Below are 17627 nucleotides of genomic sequence, written 5' to 3'. Positions count from 1 at the left end.
GTTAGAACTTAAATCTTACATTGAATCCTAAGCTACGCGCACTCGGCGTCATAAAGTTGTCAATACCCTGATAGTAGTTACCGGTAGAAGCTACTGCTTCCGGATCGAACGGAGCTTTACAATAAAGCATCAGCAAGTTACGGCCTACCAGAGATACGGTCACGTCAGCCACATTCCAAAGTTTATCTCTCGGTATAGTATAACCGACACTGGCTTCCTGGAGACGCAGATTGGTAGCACTGTAAGTGTAATATTGTGGAATACCAGACTGAGAACCGATAGTAGTATACCATTTCTGTGCATTTACCAAGTCCGTTCCATTCACATAAACACCACCTTGATTGCGTGCTATTTCTGTTGACTCAGAAACACCATACATATCCATAGCAGCCTGAGTAGCAGAGTAAACGATACCACCGATACGTGCAGAGAGCATGAAACCAAAATTCAGGTTCTTCCAGCTGAAATCATTTCTCCACGACATATTGCATTTTGCAAATACGCTACCTAATTTAATATCTTCTGCATTATAATTAGCAGTCACACTACCATTCTGATCTACCAGAATATTGCCGTTACTATCACGTTGCAGGTCGGCAGTAGAATAGAGATCACCCAAAGAGCCACCTTTCTTCAGAATGAAACGAGCCTGTCCCATACCACCTACATCCAAGCGTTCTTTAGTGATGACAGTTCCGGTTTCAGGATGCACATAGTTTTCCAGCAGTTCAAGAATCTCATTCTTATTGGTACTGAATACGTAATTACTGGACCATTTAAATTTACCCCATTCATTAGAATAGCCCAATCCTAATTCAATACCCTTATTTCGTACGCTACCCGTCTGCACATACAATGTTGAGTAACCGGAAGATACGGAAATCTTAGGGTCAAACGTCTGATTATAAGTTTTAGTAGTATACAAAGCCAAATCCAGATTAAAATGATTCAGGAAACGGGCAGTAAGACCTACTTCCCATGAATCCGTTCTTTCCGGTTTCAGATTATACATCGGATAGTTACGTTTGGATTGCCAAACCTTATTGGAGTTATCCCATGAATAAGTAGGGTTGGCCAGGAAACGCGGGAAAGGAAGACCCACAGATGCAAATGAGCCACGTACTTTCAGAAAAGAAATTTGTTGTGGCAATTTCAGTAACTCGGACAAAATAACAGAACCACCGACTGAAGGATAAAGGAATGCACTCTGAGTAGAATTAGGACCTGCCAATTGTGAAGGCCAGTCAGAACGTCCGGTCAAAGTCAAGTAATAAGTACTCTTATATCCTAATTCAAGACTGGCAAAAACAGACTGAGTCTGATCATGAAAACCTGACTGCGTACGTTTTGTCTTACTGTCATCCAACTGGAATACATTGAAAACGTTAGGAATACCGTCTTCACTGATAGGACCACGATTTTGCAGTACATCTTGTTGCATATCCGATAAAGAAGCACCAATATTAGCCTGGAAAGTAAGATTTTCACCAAAGTTTTTATTGATGTTCAACATGATATCAGCATAAGTTTGCTTGTCATTCGTATTAGAAATACCATACAAACCGTTGTTAGAGCCTTCGGCCAATGTAGTATTACTTGTAGCATAAAGCTTTTCCGTATAAGTACTTGCAGAGTTATCCACACGCACACGGCCTGATACACTCAACCAATCTAAAATCTTATAGCTCAAGCTACCACTCAACATATAACGATCCTTATTATTCTCACGCAGGTTACGATAAGCAATCCAGTACGGATTTTGTCCTGTAAAAGTATCGATGCCCTGTGGCCAATATTGTGTATAGATGTTACGGGAAGTATCCCAGCGTTCGTACATCTTAATCTCATTCCAGTCGTCACCACGAGGGAACAAATAAGCTGTAACCAACGGATTGGAGTAAGTACCCTGATTCACCATATTTTGGTCTTTCTGTTTGATATAAGAAGCACTTACATCCAGTGTCATCTTATCATTCAGGAAAGAAGTAGTGTTGCGGAAAGTAAAGTTATAACGGTCATAATCGTTATTCGGAACCATACCGACAGAATTCACAGCACTCGCAGAGAAGTAAGTCTGATTCTTTTCCGTACCTGTAGATAAAGAAACGGTTTCGGTAGCTACCACACCTGTTCTCAGAAAGTCATTGATCGGATCATATCCCATGTAATTGGAAGGGTTCAATTTATTACCCCAGCTTTTTTCTACAGAACCTGCACTGGACAGAAGATCGCCTGTGCCATAAGAATTCTGAAAATTAGGAGTAACAAACGGACGGAGAAATTCAGTATTCTGTGATACAGTCAAACTCAAACGTCCTTCCTTGCCTTTCTTAGTCGTAATAACAATAGCACCATTGGCAGCGTGACTACCATACAAAGCGGCAGCGGCAGCACCCGTCAGTACAGACATAGATTCGATGTCTTCCGGATTTATATCTGCAATCGCTTCTGAAGAACCTTTAGAGTCAAATTCCTGACCACCTTCACCGGAAAGATTGAACATAGGTACACCATCGATCACATAAAGAGCGTTGCTGGACTGATCAATACCTTTCGTACCACGCATCACTACTTTACTGGCACCACCTACACCGGAGGAACTGGCATTAATGGTAACACCCGCCACTTTACCAGACAAAGAGTTTACAAGGTTAGCATCTTTCACTCTGGTCAGTTCATCACTCTTGATTTCCTGAACATTGTAGCTTAGTGCTTTAGTTGCACGTTTAATACCCAAGGCTGTTACAACAACCTCTTCTACCAGTTGAGAATCGCTCTCCATCATCAGATTAATAACACTCTGTTCCTTTGCTGCAATCTCCTGTGTTTTATAACCGACATAAGAGAATTGAATTACAGGATTTGCTTCTGTCGTGGTCAGCGTAAAATTACCGTCAAAATCGGTGATACAACCCACACTGGTACCTTTCACCAATACGTTGACACCGATCAGAGGTCCCATATCGTCCGATACCTGACCGGTTATCGTACGTTCTTTCCCTTGTTGGGTACTTTCTTGTCCTGATTGAGACTTCTCTGAAAGATAAACAATGTTATCTTCTACTTTAAAAGAAATATTTTTCCCTTTAAGAATAGCAGTCAAGGCATCTTCGATAGATGCATTCTTCACATTGACTTTTTCCACTGCCGTAGCAGCAAGTTTGTCGTCATAAAAAAATTGATACTTGGATTGAGTTTTGATTTGTTCAATGACCGTACCTAATGTCGTGCGAGACATGTTCAAATCCAGTTGGGCAAAAGTCCACTGAACTGATACAGTCATGAAGAACAAGACTAATAAAGCCCGTAGAAATTTCGAACTTTGAAAAGCATGATTGTTGTCCATAAACAAAGTTTAAAGGTTACACATTGGTTAATTTTAATCTGCCAGGAGATCCTTTCTCCCGACTTTCACATATAAAACAACAGTCGCTAAAAATACACTTACTACAAAATGATATTTTTTTTCATTAAAGCAAAAAAGGGAATAGTTTTAATTTCTATTCCCTTCTTTCTTACATTATTAACTTCAGCCCTTACTTCTTTTTTATTTCGTTAGAGAAAGAATATGGATAATCTTCCGGATGTATTCCTCTCTGTAAGTTGGGTTTATTACCCATATCAAATTTCAGGACACCGCCCTTCAACAGGTCTTCATGTTTCACATAATTCTTCGTATATTCATTTCCATCCAGACGAAGCGATTCAATATACATATTTTCAGAACTATTGTTTGCTGCATCAATAACCAATGAACGGCCATTCTCAAGATGAAGTGTAGCTTTCTTGAACAAAGGAGCACCGAGAACATACTCATCGGTTCCCGGACAAACCGGATAGAAGCCTAATGCTGAGAACACATACCAGGCAGAAGTCTGCCCATTGTCTTCATCTCCACAATACCCATCAGAACCTAGAGTATACATACGGTTCATCACCTGACGCAACCAATATTGGGCTTTCCAAGGCTGCCCGGCATAATTGTACATGTAAATCATGTGCTGTATAGGCTGGTTACCATGCGCATAGTTACCCATGTTCATCACTGTCATTTCACGTATTTCATGAATCACCTGTCCATAATAGCTGTCATCGAAGATGGGAGGAACAATAAACACAGAATCCAGCATTTCGACAAAAACTTTTTCACCACCCATCAAATCGATCAAACCTTGCGGATCGTGGAAAACGGACCAGGAGTAATGCCAACTGTTTCCTTCTGTAAAGGCATCTCCCCATTTCAAAGGTGAGAAAGGTGTCTGGAACTGCCCATCTTTATTACGTCCACGCATCAACAGGCTTTCCTTATCGAACACGTTCTTATAGTTCATAGCACGATTGGCAAAAAGTTTCTGCTCTTTCTTCGGACGATCCAGCGCTTTTGCCATCTGATAGATACACCAGTCATCATAAGCATATTCCAGAGTACGGGCAGCATTCTCATTGATCTTTACGTCATAAGGAACATAACCTAATTCATTATAATATTCATAACCGAGACGTCCGGTAGAAGAAACTTCAGGATGTACATTCTTTGTGCCATGGATAAGTCCTTCATACAAGGTAGCCACATCATCCACTTTAACCCCCTTCAGATAGGCATCAGCCAGTACAGAGGCAGAGTTATTGCCAATCATACAACCACGATGTCCCGGGCTAGCCCATTCAGGGAAGAAACCGCTTTCCTTATATGTATTGACGAGACCTTCCTGGATTTGTTTGTTTACCGAAGGATACATCAGGTTGAGGAAAGGGAACAGGCAACGGAAAGTATCCCAGAAGCCGGTATCCGTATACATATATCCAGGTAATACCTGACCATTGTAAGGACTATAATGAACAGGATTGCCAGTTTCATCAAATTCATAAAAAGCACGGGGGAAAAGTACCGAACGATACAGACAAGAATAAAAAGTACGATACTGATCAAGATTGCCACCATCCACTTCTATTTTACCCAATACCTCATTCCAGGCATCTTGCCCTTTCTGAACCAAAGTATCAAAACTATCGTTTCCAAGCTCTTTCAAGTTTCTGTCTGCCTGCTCAAAACCGATAAAGGAAGAGGCTACACGAGCATGCACGATTTCTCCTTTACGGGTTTTAAAACCAATGATTGCACCTGCATGTCCGGCCTTCTGCTCTTTTTGATTCTCTGCCAAAACGCCATCGGCAACAGAAGCCTGATAAGTAAAAGGCTTGTCGAACTCAATAACAAAGTAGTTCTTGAAGTTATCGGGCACTCCACCACTGTTACGGGTTGTGTATCCGATAATCTTATTTTGTTCAGGAATAATTTTAATATAAGATCCTTTGTCGAAAGCATCCACTACAATATATGAATGTTCATTCTCCGGAAAAGTAAAACGGAATAAAACAGCACGTTCAGTGGGAGTAAACTCTGTCACGACATCGTGTTCAGCAAGATACACCTTATAATAATGAGGCAATGCAACTTCTCCTTTATGAGAGAACCAGCTGGCACGCTTATCTTCATTAAATTCGGGTTTGCCCACTACCGGCATGATAGAAAACTGACCGTAGTCATTAATCCAGGGACTGGGTTGATGGGTTTGTTTAAAACCACGGATTTTATGGGCGGTATAAACATACTGCCAACCATCTCCCATTTTTCCTGTTTGAGGAGTCCAGAAATTCATACCCCATGGACGTGCGATAGCAGGATATGTATTGCCTGTAGATAGTTCGAAACTGGATAACGTACCCATCAACGGGTTAACGTATTGTGTTAAATCTTTAGCCTGCGCCCAGAGAGCACAGCCCAAAAAGCACATTGATAAAAGCAGCTTTCTCATACTATTATATTTATAAGATTATATATTTCAAAAGTTTCCTTTTATTTTTTGGGAGACAAAAATACACTATTTCCTACAATTTTATATTCAATAGGTATTGCATTTGTACTTTTAATCAAATTCAGGATTTCCTCCACAGTGTTTTTCTTCTTCAGTGTACCCGAATATGTTTTAGTAGCATCCATATCAGGCGCCAGAATAATCTTCACTCCATAAGAGTTCTCTAAAGTACGGGCAATCGTAAATATATCAGCATTTTCAAAGACAAACTGATTATTATGCCAATTCTCAATACCTGTATCCACTTGCTTCACTACCAGACGACGAGTTACAGCGTTCAATTCGGCTTTTTGTCCCGGAGCCAACACAATCATACCCTCATTGTGATTGCCTTTCACCTCAATCTCTCCCTTAATCAGTGTAGCTACTGCCGAACGGTTCATCTTATCACTCTTCAAGTTAAAAACCGTACCCAGCACTCTGACTTGCATGGCTTCACTTCGCACAATAAAAGGCTTTTCAACATTTCTCTTTACTTCAAAATAGCCCTCTCCCTCCATATACACATTTCTTTCCTTTTCAGAAAACTCACGCGGGTACTTCAAGGTCGTGTGCTTATTCAACCATACTTTAGTGCCATCGGGCAGCATCAATTCCTTCACTTCATCCCGGGCTACAACAGCCACTAACTGTTCTTCACTTTGAGACTGATAGATATGATAACTCAAACCGGATACAAGGAAAATTCCTATGAACATAGCAGCATACTTCATCCAAGTATGCATTCTACGCACCTTGAACTGCTTAGCTTCTTCCTGTGCCAACCGTTTGAATAACTGTTTTTCTGCTTTTTCAATTTTTTTCTCATCTGTAGAATCGCCACTCTTTCCCAGATGATATATTTCTTCTATCCTAAACAGTTCACGCGCATTATCGTCCGACTCGTTCAGCCAAGTGTTCACCTCACGGAGTTCTTCTTCAGAACATTCACCCATAAGGAATTTGGCCAGTAATTCTTCATTCAACTTATTTTTTCCTTCCTTCATCATACTAATAAAACAATCGTTTCGACAAAAACACTTATACCTTATTCAATAAAAACAGGGCTAACATAAAGTTGAGGTAGCCCAATCTTTCACGCAGGAACTTCAAAGCTTTATACATGTGAGCCTCTACCGTCCGTAACGATATTCCCATTGTTTCTGCAATTTCTTTGTTCTTCATATCATGCAGATAACTGAGTTTGAAAACCATCTTGCATTTATCCGGCAGTCCATTAATGGCTTCGGAAAGCTCTTTTCTAAGCTCACGATCCTCTATCCTTTTCACTACATCATTACTATCCGGCTGATAGAATTCAACCCTCTTCTGATTAATTTCCATTACGACAGCTTCGTAACTATTCTTGATATCCCGGTGCTTCAAAACATTCAAAGCACGGGTATACACCGCCCGATACAGAAATGCCTGTATCTGCTCTCCCACCGTCACTGTATCTTTTCGTCGCCACAATTCCACAAATACATCTTGTACTACGTCCTCTGCTTCTTCCTCGCCCACAATACGTGTGGCATAGAAAAGCAGATTGGCATAGTATTTACGGAAAAGGAGTTTATAAGTTGAATCAAAGTTATCACCCATAATCCCACAACTTCATTTTATCACTCTATCGCATACCACACTGCCCCCGGTTTATTCCCCATCTCAAATTCAAAGACAGAGCCATTCATTATTTGTTCATGTGTGATATAGCTTTTATCATAAGGTTTCCCGTCGAGTTTCACCGACTGGATATATATATTCTCTTCACTAACAGTCGGCGCCAATACCGTAAATGTCTTGCCGTTATCCAAATGCATTTTCATTTCAGGATACATAGGGGTGCCTATTTCATATCTGCCGCTAACCGGATCTACCGGATAGAATCCCATTGCGCTAAATACGTACCAAGCAGACATCTGACCACAATCCTCATTCCCGCATAAACCGGCAGGCGTGTTCTTATAAAGTTCATGCATCACCTCGGCGGCATATTTCTGAGTCTTCCAAGGTTGCCCTACAGCATTAAACAAATAAATGACATGATGGCTCGGTTCATTTCCATGCGCATACTGCCCGATCATTCCGGTACTGAAAATAGGCAGATCTTCATCCGCAGAAGGATTATAAGTAAACATACTATCCAGTTTCTGGGCAAAACGCTCCGTACCTCCGACCAAACCAATCAAACCATCGACATCTTGCTGCACAGACCAGAAATATTGCCAACCGTTACTTTCGCAAATATGCGGAGTATAGTCATCCGGACTGAAGGGTTGAATAAAATTTCCTTTATTATCACGCGGCTGCATAAAAGAAGCCTGGGGATTATATACATTCTTATAGTTTTGAGAACGTTTATAGAATGCATCTGCAATCTGCCTTTCACCCAACTTGTCCGCCATACGGGCAATACAATAATCATCGTAAGCGTATTCCAGAGTTTTAGAGAGCGACCAGTTCTCTGAGTTATAATGATCTGTCACATCATAAGGCACATAACCATACTTTTTATACAATCCAATTCCGCGATATTCATCTATATTGGCTGTAGCTACACAGGCTTCCAAGGCTTTCTTCGGATCAAAATTTCCTATTCCCTTCAGATAAGCATCCACAATAACCGGTACAGCATGATAGCCTATCATCATATCCGTTTCACTTCCATAGAAGTTCCATACCGGAAGACGTCCGTTCTGTTCAAAAAAAGCAAGAAAAGACTGAACCATATCATTCACACGTTGCGGTTCTATATAAGTGTAAAGAGGATGAGCGGCACGATAGGTATCCCACAATGAAAAAGTACTGTAATTGGTCCATCTATCTGCCTGATGCACTTGTTTATCGGGACCGTAATAGGCACCGTCCACATCATTATAAATAGTCGGTGCCAGCATAGAGTGATACAGAGCCGTATAAAATTTGACTTTCTCATCAGGATCATCACATGTGATTTCTATCTTAGACAGTTGTTCATTCCAGTTTTTTTGGGTAGTAGCCAGATATTTGTCGAAATCATCATCCGGTGCTTCGGCTGCAAGATTACGAGCAGCTCCCTCCATGCTTACACCTGATATGGCAGTGGTTACAAGAATCTGCTCTCCTGCAGCGGTATGGAAATCAAAACGGGCGATAGCAGACGTTCCAATCCGTTCACCATCCTTGACAATAGTAGCAGTATCCAACTGCATTGCTTTAAACGGTTTAGAGAATCGGGTACGAAAATAAATATGCTGATCGCGTGCCCAACCGTCAGAAAAGCGATACCCTTGTATGGTAACAGAATCGATTCTCTCAATATAAGTATCATTGGTAAAATCCCAATTCATAGCCTTTCGCAAATTAAGGAAAATGGCAGCATCTGCTTCAGGGAAGGTATAACGTTGAATACCGCAACGCTCGGTTGCCGTCAGTTCTACATTGATATCATAGTCTTTCAACCGAACCTGATAATATCCGGCACTGGCAGTTTCTTCGGAGTGAGAAAATAAAGAATGAATACCTAACGGAGCATCCGTCTCTTTATAGGGCAAAGTAACAGGCATAAAAGATATATCATATAAATCACCTGCCCCGGTACCTGAAAGGTGGGTATGGCTAAAACCTGCAATCGTGCTGTCCGGATAGAAATAACCGGAGATGCGATCCCATCCCGGAAGCCCGTTATCGGGACTTAACTGCACCATACCGAACGGAGTTTGTGCTCCGGGATACGTATTCCCGGTAAAATCCGTACCGATAAAGGGGTTGACATACTCTGTGGCATAGCACTTACTCTTCGTATCCGGTTGCTGGGACACACACGCTGAAAGGGAGAAAAGGAATAAAACCAGTAAAAACAATTCTGACAATTTCATAATACTACATAGTTAACGTGCATATGTAACAACTCAGCATCCGGAAACACTTAACGGTTTCCCTAATAAATTCATCGAACGAACAAATATAGCCTAAAAATTCCAATTAATTTATAACTTTGCCGCAAAAAGCGACAATGAGCTATACGACTTATCTCTTTGACTTTGACTACACGCTCGCAGACTCTTCTCGCGGCATCGTTACCTGTTTCCGTAATGTGCTCAATCAACATGGTTATACAGATGTAACCGATGAAGATATTAAACGTACCATCGGAAAAACTTTGGAAGAATCTTTCTCTATCCTGACGGGGGTGACGGATGAAGACCAACTAGCTGGTTTTAAGAGCGAATACAGGAAGGAAGCGGATACCCACATGACAATAAACACCGTACTCTTTCTGGAAACCAAGTCTGTGCTGCTTGCCCTGAAAGATGCAGGCGCATTCATCGGCATCATCTCCACCAAATACCGTTATCGCATAAAGGAAATGCTCGACCAGCACTTCCCCGGCAGTTTCTTCAACATCATTATTGGCGGAGAAGATGTACAAACAGCCAAGCCCTCACCCGAAGGGTTGCTGCTTGCCATCAAACAGTTGCATGTCACCAAGGCAGAAACCCTCTACATTGGCGATAGCACAGTGGACGCTGCCACAGCCAAAGCAGCTGGTGTGGACTTTGCCGGTGTAACCCATGGAGTAACTTCCGCCGAAGAATTAGGCAAATATCCGCATTGGAAAATTATGAACTCACTGGAAGAACTCTTGGAAACGGATGAACAACCAACCCATCCGGTTGTCAATCCACCTTCCGTTCCGGTTATTGTTTCCCGTCGCACTCCTTGCAGAAAGAAAATGATCAATATCTGGCAAATACTAATCCTGGCAGTACTACTATGGTTATCTTTTGAAGAAGGAGAAGACAGTAATGTTTTTCTGTGGGCTTTCATTCTGGTTCTCTTGTATATCCTTACCAAACGCAGGATTCTGCCAAACCGAATATTAAACTCTCCCTGGTGGCTTCCCTGTAAGATACGCCTTCGCGCCCTACACATCAAAATGGTACAAGGAAAGAAAACACCGCCCATGAGTGAGGAAAGCAATATTTGCTTAAATTGTGAAACTGCTTATACAGGTAGCTATTGCAACCGTTGCGGTCAAAGCCGGAATACTCCCCGTTACCGTTTCAGTAATGCATTCAGAAATATATTAGGCGGATTCACTAATATCGATAATGGTTTCGGCCGCACCCTTCTGGACTTGCTCTACCGCCCGGGATACATGATCAGAGACTTCATTGCTGGCAAACGAATCTTATACTTCCGCCCCTTCCAGACATTATTTGTACTTGCCGCCCTTTACATAATGGCTGTGCAACTGGTAGACCCTGAAGCCCTGAAAGAAAAGAAGGAAAAATCACAGGAAGTCCAAAGACAAGAAATACTTGCTGCACGTGAACAACTACAAAAACGAATAGAGGGAACAGAAGACTCACACACCAAAGATGTTCTGAACCAGGCCATAAAAGGCTTGAACAAGAAACTGGAAAATCTGGGAACAGAGGATTCTACGGAAATCCGGAAGAAGAATCTGATAGTCACACGCGAACTTTTGCAGAAACAGATAAAAAAGGCCAAAGAACCAGCTCAAAAGGAAGTTCTGACTCAAACTATAAAAGACCTGAATCTGGATTTGGAAAAACTAGAAACAAAAAGTTCTTTTAAAAAGGACAATATCACCATAAAAATAAATGGCGATGAAGATGATGAGCTCATAGACGAATTGCTGAAAGATGGGTCTTCAGCATTTGATAAACTTGAAAAAGTCATCCACAACACACCTTTCTTGGAAAAAGTATGGAACTTACTGAAAAGTTGGGGACATGGCAACAAGGCATTCCGCATCATTGCCACGTTACCTCTTTTTGCTCTGGCAACGCTCATGGCTTTCCGTCGTAAAAAGAACAAGCTGCGCTATAATCTGACAGAACATGTATTTATACAGGCCTATATCGCTTGCCAAATACTCTTGCTCAGCATCATTGTGCTTCCTTTCAACGGCAGTGCACAGGTAGGCGATTTATACGAATTGCCCATACTATTCATCTTTGCCCTCTTCTGCCTGGATTATAAGCAACTGTATGGATACACGTGGTGGAGAAGTTTTTGGACCACAGTACTTATGTTCTTCTACAGTCTAATATTGCTTATTATCTTTGCTATTATTGTAGTAGCCCTGATAGTTGCTGCGGTTTATATAATAAAAGTTCTCCCTATCAATTGATATGAGAGAACTTTTATTTATTTCAGGAAAAATCAATTCGTATCTATTATTGGGGATTTGCAAGAGCCCCTACCATCCATTCTGAAAAAGGATAAGTATTCATCATACCGGAATTGATTGAGGAACAAGTCCAAGCATCCCAACTGTTCTGAGTTAATGTGCGCAAGTCTGCCATATATGGAGAATATTCAAATGATTCCGGAACATTCTTCCCATCATCACCCAAATAATACGAACAATAATTCTCATACCAGCCACCCATCCAATAATCGGCAGGATCGGTTGATACAAATCCATCTCCCGTCACATCATCTTTCAGAAAGATTACCCCATCCGTAAAGTCCTTTGCATCATATGTAATAGACATGGATTCATTCTTTATAGAAAAACAACCATCACCATTGGCATCGTAGCCCAAACCACGAACAGACCGACTGTCATCACCACCAAAACCTGGTCCCATCACAACAAAGAAGCGAGGATCTGCTTTAGCAATTGCTAAGATCATCTGATATCCGGTAGATTGGTCACTTTCTTTCCAACGATACCCCCAACTCAGGAAATGAACATTATCCTGTATCGGATCTTCCCAGTTGTCACCACTTATCCATTGCACGCCTAATGCAGACTGACATTCTCCCTCTCCTGTCCAGAATTGAATATCACTCATAGACTTTACAGCATCATAAGCCACATATACATTCACCAGTATAGCGGCATAGGCTTCATCTTTATCCTTATAAGCTGCAAACTTCACGTCGTAAGTTCCTGCCTTTGTGGGAGTAAACACATACTTCAGTTCAGTTGATACCTTCTCACCATCCACTGTCCACTCAAAACGAGCATTTTCACCATTTTCCACTTTCGCCTCCAAGGTGAGAGATTTTCCAAGTGCAACGTCTTGTTTTTCACCATCGACAATGGATACTGAGAGTAGTAAAGCATTGTCGTTGGAATCATCGCTACTACAAGATGCCAATCCTATAGTAAGGACAAGACATGATAAAAAATAGATAATATTATTCTTCATAGTTATCTAAAATTAGAAGTAAAGAAGACTCCAGCCGGATATCTTGTACAATCATTATAATGTGCTTTCAAAGTAGGAGTTGCACCACTAAAATCGAATATACTAATTTGATTTATGCTTACATTATCTCCATATCCTTTTATCGTATTGAGATAAACACCTTCTGTTACCGGATCAACGGCCACCGTATTATAAACAATATTGGCATTCTCTACCATTTCTTTAGCATCCACCATCAACTTAGTTTCATTGGTACTAAAAATGTGCCGATAAACTTTGGTAGCAAGACCACTCATATACAATGTATCACCCTTAGCTGTTATGCTAGGAGCAGCTGCAAACGAGGCTGACAATGTTTTTGTAGCATCTTTATCCGCCGATAAGTCGTTTTCTTTTATAATCGAATAATCTTTGGCACTGACTTTAGCTATTTTACCAGTTGAAACCGATACCCAAACGTTATTATCTGATGATTTTACCACACCCGAAATATTACCGTCAAATTCAACCGTTGCCGATACTTTATCCTTTCCGGATTCTATGACAAGAAGATTCTTGTTTTGCGAAGCAAAAACTTTTCCTCCAACAACTGCCATCGTATTTTTTCTGGCTCCTTTCGTTCCTTCGATAAGAGTCGCTTCTCCTGTAGAAGGATGAAACAACTTAATACCTCCGTTATCACGCAGATAAATGTTATCATCGCCCAACACTGCTACATGCGTAGGCCAACTTACCTGACTCTTCAATTCATCACCAAAAGCAGTTTCCAGTTTCAATGTTTCAGCATTGACTATCGTCAAAAAGCCTCCCTCGTTACCTCCGTTTTGAGAAACAATATACATTTTATTGTTGGCAATAAATACATCCTGTGGAACACTACCCAACCATGCTCCATTGTTTTCTTTCTGGAAAGCCATCTCCACTAATTCTCCCTCAGGACTTATGAATATTAAAGACCCACCTTTATCGCCTCGCAAAGAAGCTCCTTCGTTCAGTATAAAGGTTCCATACTTATACTTTCCATACACGTCGAGGTCTAACTTGGCTGCGGCTTCACCTTGCTCCGCATTTGAAACTTTCAGTTGAATTTCACTTTTTCCAAGATCCACCGCAGTAAAATCATAAGTAGAAGTGGTAGAGACTTCCTTACCATTCAATGTCCAGGCGTATTTCACTTCTGAACTTCCTTCTACTACAGCCTTTAGATTCAGAGTTGTACCTTGCACTACTTCTTGTGCTTCGGCACCCTCTATCACAACTGTTAAAGGCGACAACGGTTCTTTGTCATCATCACTACAAGATACCAGTCCTACCGTAAGGACAAGGCATGATAAAAAATAAATAATGTTCTTCTTCATTGTTAGTATATAAAAAATTAAAAACTAAAATTCAAACATCAACGAGCACAGCACATTACGCAATGGCATCGGATAGTATTGTGTCGATTCATAATAGGTATTCAGAATGTTATCCACACGTACTTGCGAAGTAAGCTGCATGCCGTTCCCTAATTTCCACAAATAACCCACTAATAAGTTATGAACCGTATAAGGACGGGTTGAATAAGATTCATCAGTTGTGACATAACGTTTACCTATATAAGTAGTCTGCCACGAACAAAAGGCTTTTTTATAATCAAACGCCAGCCGTGCATTCCATTTCAATTCGGGCACATAAGGGATCTGCTGCATATAAGAGTTATCATCTACATGCTGCTTCTTCCGCGTACGCGAACGAGCCCAGCTGAAATTACCGGAAAGTGTAGTCTTGAAATCTCCAAAGCTAAGCACCATTTTACCAGTAAACTCTGCTCCCATCGAGAGGACATTACGTTTGTTCTGAGGTGTCCATATCCACTGGTTGCCATCTTTTGGAAGCCACAATATCCAATTGTCAATATGCATCAGATAACCGGACGCTTCTGCATTCAATGTCATCCAGGAGGTTAAATCATTCTTATAACCGATGGCTGCGTCATAAGAATAGCCGTCTTCGGGTTTCACATCGGGATTTCCACCGGGACGCCAATAAAGATCATTCATACTGGGAAAACGGTAATTGTACGACATGCTACCTTTCACGTAGAAGGTCTTGTCAAAAAAGTTAGTGGCAAAACCAGCCGACCATGTAGACACGTTCCGGCTATTATTCTGCTCGAACATATACTGTCCATGCAGTTGTAACCATGGCAATAATGTCCAGTTCGCCGAAGCTTGCAACGACAATACATTGCGATGATGCTTCAATGGCGGTTCGGGTACCGGTATATTATAATACACATCGTCTATCAGGTACTTAGCGGAATCCACATCAATGTAACTACTCACATTTACCAAGTCGTGTGTATAGGTAAGCGTAGCATTCAATACCAACTCGTCAACAGGTGCACACGAATAATCAGCAACCCCCTGCCATGTCTGCGAAGAGTTGATATTGCCTTCCGGGTCGAACAACCCGCCATCAAACCATTTGTCATACTTCAGACGATAATAAAGCCATGCGCCTTTTACATGAAATTCATGGATGCCACGCACGTAGTCGAACCCTACATACCCGCGAATATTCGTTTCATTCTGCTGTTCGTGTGTCTTTCCCACAATGCCTAATGGTTGGGGCAACATACGCTTCCCTTGTTGTATCCAGCCTACAGCAGCCAGTTGTGCGTACGGATTCAGTTTAAAGTACCCTTCCTGCATCGCACTCCATTGTGAATATTTGGCATCTTGCCGCTTCTCACGGAAAGCTTCATTAGTAAGTACTTTATTAATATAAGTATAGTCATTATCCGAATGCTGATAAAACAAACGCGTTTTCGAAACCACCCGTTTGCCACTTACATTAATCTGTGTTCCTCCGGTATATGTGTTATAAGAACCATATTCTCCAAAAAATTTACCTGTAACTCCCTTTCCCCACTCCGGATCATTGAAGATGTTTACACTCCCACCCACAGCACCGGTACCACTCTTCACATGACTGCTTCCATAATAAAGGTTCACGTTGTCGGCAAAGAAAACAGGGAACTGCGAAAAGTCAAACACTCCGGACATCGGCGGCGTGATATTGATTCCATTCCAGTTGACCCGGGTTTGCGCAGCACTTCCTCCACGGAAAGAGGCTGTAGATAATGCTCCCGTGCCCAGGCTCTTAATGTAGGTAGCTGAATTTTCGGTCAATAACTCAGAAAACGAACGGGTTTTATTGATTTGCAGCAATTCAGGCTCAAGATGCGTCACTTTTGCACCGGCATTTGCTTCATTGGCATGACGTATCCGACGGGCTACAATCTGCACCTCATCCAGATTCAGGCCATAGGCAATCGTATCCTTTTTCTGAGCTATCGCATCAGTCACCAGCAGGCATGCGGCAACTATCAGGAAAAACAGTTTTCTCATAAACTTAGATTATTGAACTTCGGATGATTCAGGGAAATAGACCTGATTGGGATAAATACCAACACGGTAACTTTCAACATTTCCACTCTCTTTATAATGACGAATATAACCACGCTGTGCCGAATAGTCCAGGCAGTCGCAGATATACACTTCCCCTTGCGGACTTACTCCACAACCATACATCATATCTACTCCAGGTACATGACGATGTAATTTAAAAGTGCCATCATCCGTATTCAACGTATAAATACTTTGTTGTGAGTCATTCGGAAGACCCGGTTTGCAGGTTCGCACACTAAAATAGATCAGAGTTTTAGTAGCATCCATGTCAGTCCGGTTATAGCTGATAGTTCCGGTTACATCCCCTTCTTTGGCTTCATTCTTACTGACAAAAGGCAGTCTGTAAGTAGTCACTACCTTCTCCGTCTGCGGATCAATACACTTTAACAGGATAGCAGTAAGTTTGCCTTTATCACGTTCGTTCATCAAAGCCCATATCTTGCCATTTTTGTCTTTCAGCAATTTACAGGTTTTAGTGACTTCCTCATTATAGACTTCTTCTATCATGCGGCTTCCTTCCAGAGTAATATTGTCCAGATCGAACACATAAACCCCTTTTGCTGTAATACCCAAAAGTTTATGTTCAGACACTTCCATATATTCTACCCATTTTCTGATAACGATATATTCCAAGGGAGTACCATAAGGAGGCACGGTACGAATCCGTACCAGCTGGCTGGGCAAATCAACACCGGAGACATTGTTACTTAAAAGATCGGAAACGATAGCAGTAGTATCCGATATAGCCACAATCTGACGTGGTAATCCTGCCTGTGTATAAAGTATCGTACCTTCGGATTCGAAAGTCTTGGAATTTACAATCTCGATTTTCTTAGAATTGTTCAAAGCGATGAAGTACTTCCCATTAATCATCGTAATAGATTGTGCTACATCCCCTAACGGTCGGTTATTCACAACACGAAAGACATCGGGACTCACCATCCCGTTACGGTACAATACAGATATAGCTCCCATATTCGTACCTATTCTTCCCTCGTTCAAAACAATAGCTTCGATATTACCCTCGCCCACTCCGGCAGGAAAATCATCCTCATATTCGCAGGCGGATAATGATACCATTAGCACTGCACAACATAACCTCAAAATGCGTTTCTTCTGCATACACACAATTATTTTCCGTTATG

General features: G+C 41.4%; 10 protein-coding genes. 1 reads left to right on the top strand and 9 read right to left on the bottom strand.

All coding sequences use genetic code 11. From position 1 onward, the window contains the following. Nucleotide 1: 1 nt before the first annotated feature. From DW182_RS18115 to DW182_RS18095, 5 genes are all read right to left on the bottom strand, one after another. The gene (locus DW182_RS18115) at nucleotides 2-3346 is read right to left on the bottom strand and encodes a TonB-dependent receptor (protein WP_044533831.1); all 3345 of its coding nucleotides are present in this window, start codon (nucleotides 3344-3346) and stop codon (nucleotides 2-4) included. 190 nt (nucleotides 3347-3536) lie between these two features. Beyond that, nucleotides 3537-5816 carry a GH92 family glycosyl hydrolase gene (locus tag DW182_RS18110; RefSeq protein WP_118296407.1) on the bottom strand — a complete coding sequence of 760 codons (2280 nt, stop codon included), beginning with the start codon at nucleotides 5814-5816 and terminating at the stop codon, nucleotides 3537-3539. A 41-nt stretch (nucleotides 5817-5857) separates the two neighbouring features. Next, on the bottom strand, nucleotides 5858-6865 hold the full coding sequence (locus DW182_RS18105; RefSeq protein WP_117691692.1) for a FecR family protein: 1008 nt from the start codon (nucleotides 6863-6865) through the stop codon (nucleotides 5858-5860). 31 nt (nucleotides 6866-6896) lie between these two features. Beyond that, a complete protein-coding gene (locus tag DW182_RS18100) occupies nucleotides 6897-7457 on the bottom strand; it encodes an RNA polymerase sigma-70 factor (protein WP_118296406.1) in 561 nt (186 codons plus the stop codon). Nucleotides 7458-7477: 20 nt separating this feature from the next. Further along, complete coding sequence (locus tag DW182_RS18095; protein ID WP_118296405.1) at nucleotides 7478-9712, bottom strand: GH92 family glycosyl hydrolase; 2235 nt, start codon at nucleotides 9710-9712, stop codon at nucleotides 7478-7480. Nucleotides 9713-9849: 137 nt separating this feature from the next. Between DW182_RS18095 and DW182_RS18090 the strand changes: the two genes are divergently transcribed. Then, nucleotides 9850-11997 (top strand): HAD-IA family hydrolase, encoded by a 2148-nt coding sequence (locus DW182_RS18090; protein WP_007666466.1) that lies wholly within the window; start codon nucleotides 9850-9852, stop codon nucleotides 11995-11997. Between the two features lie 46 nt (nucleotides 11998-12043). On the opposite strand, the gene DW182_RS18085 is transcribed toward DW182_RS18090, so the two are convergent. Genes DW182_RS18085 through DW182_RS18070 form a run of 4 tightly spaced genes read right to left on the bottom strand, consistent with a single transcriptional unit; the run spans nucleotide 12044 to nucleotide 17604 of the window. After that, on the bottom strand, nucleotides 12044-13027 hold the full coding sequence (locus DW182_RS18085; RefSeq protein ID WP_007666472.1) for a PKD-like domain-containing protein: 984 nt from the start codon (nucleotides 13025-13027) through the stop codon (nucleotides 12044-12046). Nucleotides 13028-13029: 2 nt separating this feature from the next. Further along, nucleotides 13030-14385 carry a DUF5074 domain-containing protein gene (locus tag DW182_RS18080; protein ID WP_118296404.1) on the bottom strand — a complete coding sequence of 452 codons (1356 nt, stop codon included), beginning with the start codon at nucleotides 14383-14385 and terminating at the stop codon, nucleotides 13030-13032. 24 nt (nucleotides 14386-14409) lie between these two features. Further along, nucleotides 14410-16422: a TonB-dependent siderophore receptor gene (locus DW182_RS18075; protein WP_007666476.1), complete on the bottom strand. Its 2013-nt coding sequence runs from the start codon at nucleotides 16420-16422 to the stop codon at nucleotides 14410-14412. A gap of 9 nt (nucleotides 16423-16431) precedes the next feature. Beyond that, nucleotides 16432-17604, bottom strand: a complete 1173-nt coding sequence (locus tag DW182_RS18070) for a DUF5074 domain-containing protein (RefSeq protein ID WP_021967055.1) — start codon at nucleotides 17602-17604, stop codon at nucleotides 16432-16434. Nucleotides 17605-17627: the final 23 nt, after the last annotated feature.

This window comes from Bacteroides sp. AM16-24 (assembly GCF_003471885.1).
In the GTDB taxonomy this organism is placed as follows: domain Bacteria; phylum Bacteroidota; class Bacteroidia; order Bacteroidales; family Bacteroidaceae; genus Bacteroides.
Note: the sequence above shows the minus strand (reverse complement) of the source record. Positions and strands in the feature narration are given on the sequence as shown.